At 59.2% G+C, this 2,341-nt stretch carries 3 protein-coding genes; 2 read left to right on the top strand and 1 reads right to left on the bottom strand.

Going from position 1 to position 2,341, the window contains the following annotated elements; genetic code table 11:
• Window positions 1-727 (top strand): serine hydrolase (locus tag ACE3OH_RS21700; RefSeq protein WP_374358203.1); only part of this gene is annotated, 727 nt, incomplete at its 5' end.
• Window positions 728-1,027: 300 nt separating this feature from the next.
• Complete coding sequence (locus ACE3OH_RS21695; protein ID WP_374358200.1) at window positions 1,028-1,231, top strand: hypothetical protein; 204 nt, start codon at window positions 1,028-1,030, stop codon at window positions 1,229-1,231.
• A 147-nt stretch (window positions 1,232-1,378) separates the two neighbouring features.
• Here ACE3OH_RS21695 and ACE3OH_RS21690 read toward each other — a convergent pair.
• On the bottom strand, window positions 1,379-2,341 hold a 963-nt coding region (locus ACE3OH_RS21690), incomplete at its 5' end, for a TonB-dependent receptor domain-containing protein (RefSeq protein ID WP_374358197.1).

The raw sequence follows: 2,341 nt of genomic DNA, 5'->3' as shown, positions 1-2,341 counted from the left end.
TGAATTGTCGGGCGAAAATATCTTTGAAAAGAATGTGCAGTCCGTCACGCCGATCGCCTCGATCAGCAAGTTGATGACGGCCATTGTCACGCTGGATATGCGCCTGCCGATGGATGAGCTGATCACCATCACCGACGACGATGTCGATCTGCTCAAGCATTCGTCGTCGCGCCTGTTGGTCGGCACCACGCTGACCCGCGCCGAAGTGCTGCATCTGGCGCTGATGGCGTCGGAAAATCGCGCCGCCCATGCCCTGGCTCGCACTGCACCGGGCGGCAAGGCCGCCTTTGTCAACCAGATGAACCAGACTGCCCAGTCGCTCGGCATGAGCCACACGCGCTTTGCCGACCCGACCGGCCTCACCAGCGCGAATGTGTCTACTGCCAGCGATCTGGTCAAACTGGTGCAGGCAGCGCATCGCTACCCGGAAATCCGCAATTACTCGACCAGCGAGGAATACGCCTTCAATTCCTCGGTCAACGGCCGCGAATACCGCTTCCACAATACCAACCCCTTGGTGAAGAGCGATACCTGGCAGATCGGCCTGTCCAAGACCGGCTATATCTCCGAGGCCGGCAAATGCCTGGTGATGCAGGCAGTGATCGAAGGCACGCCGATGGTGATCGTACTGCTTGATTCAGCCGGCAAGCTGACCCGTATTGGCGACGCCAACCGCATCAAGCGCTGGCTGGAGACCAGCCCAGGCGCCAAGCTGCGTACCGGTTGATGGCGGCAATCCCGCCGGCAAGCCCGAACGCCCGCATTGATGCGGGCGTTTTGCTTTTGGCGGCGCTTTGTGCCAGGCCTGCCGGCAAAAACCTCCGGCCACCCACATCCCAATTGGGCTTACGCATGCTCCAGTGGCGTACTACCCGCGAGCACAAGACGAATACCGGCCAAGCCACACCAGCCGCTGATGCGAACCAACACTCACTTTGACGCCTGGCAGCGCAATCAGCCGGGCATCAGGCATGAAGTCTGCTCTGTACCAACACGCACCCACCGTCGCAGCACTCGAGGAGGCATCATGGCACTGAGCACCCCCACCCAAGCCCACCATATCCTGTCCGAGCAGGCCGTCGCCCAAGCCGCCCGCCTGCTCGGCCCCCGCTCCGCCGCCGCCATGGCCTGGGCCGATGGCCAACGCCGCATCGCCGCTGGCGAGCGGGTGCTGTACCTGCAGTATGACGAGCACGCGATCATCGTCTGCGGCAGCCGCAGCACGCAGTAGCCACACGACCTGACGCTGCCGTCTCCTGCGCCTTGGGAGTGATGGCATCCACCCGCTGGCACCAAGCAGTGAAAACAAAAAAGCCCCGGAAAACCGGGGCTTTTCTTTATGCCAGCCTGGCAAGCTGCTGCCAGGCAGTGATACGCCTTACCAGAACTTGTACTTGGCACGTGCGTAGAAGGTCCGACCCAGCGGGTTGGTGTACTGCGCGTCGTAGCCAGTCTGGAAGTTCAGGGTGGTGCGCGAAGCAGGTGGGTCCTGGTCAAGGATATTGCGAATACCCAGACCCAGATCCAGACCCTTGATACCGCGCCAGGTCACTTGTGCATCCCAGGTGTTGTAGGAAGCAACTTCACGCGAGGTGCCGCTCTTGTCGTCAAAGTCGACATAGTGCAGCGTGAAGTTATCGGTTACCGACGCGCTCCACGGGCCACGATTGAATGCCAGCGTAGCGGAATGACGATAACGCGGCGCCACACCGAAGTCCTTGTACACACCGTTGTCGCTAACCTTATCCAAGCCGGCATTCTGATAACCATGGGTAATCAGATAGGTACCGTCATAGTTGACATTGAAGGCGCCGACGTTTTCGATACGGAAACGATAAGTCAGGTTCAGGTCAATACCGGATGCATAGAACTGGGCGGTATTGGCGCGTGGCGTGAAGATAAAGGCCAGCGGGAAGTCCTTGTTGCCATTGCCCTTGACCAGACGTGGGTCATTCGGGCTGGTCGGAATATCGCCACCGTTAAGCAGCTCCGGATTCTTGAACGGATCGAAGCGGTAGTAGTAGTTAGAGAACTGAGCCGGGTTCTGGATGATGCTCTGCTCTGCCAACTGCTGGATCGAGTCATCGATCTTGATGTTCCAGTAATCCACCGCACCGCTGAAGCTGCCAGTCGGTGCAAACACCAGGCCGAACGAGTATTGGGTCGATTTTTCCGGCTTCAGGTTCTTGTCGCCGCCATTGGCCGAACTCAGCTGAACCTTGCACTCATCCTGCTCGACATTGACCGGGAACTTGGTGTCCTTGATAGGCACGCCGTTCGGGCAACGCAACGGATCGCTGTAGGAACCGTTGGTATTGTTACCGGCGGTAAACGGCAGCAG

This window comes from Chitinimonas sp., assembly GCF_041904975.1.
In the GTDB taxonomy this organism is placed as follows: domain Bacteria; phylum Pseudomonadota; class Gammaproteobacteria; order Burkholderiales; family Chitinimonadaceae; genus Chitinimonas.
This window is presented reverse-complemented; position numbering and strand designations above follow the sequence as displayed.

Bases quoted from the DNA above. Each gene is read 5' to 3' on its own strand.
- ACE3OH_RS21695 (WP_374358200.1), top strand. From the start codon at position 1,028: ATGGCACTGAGCACCCCCACCCAAGCCCACCATATCCTGTCCGAGCAG.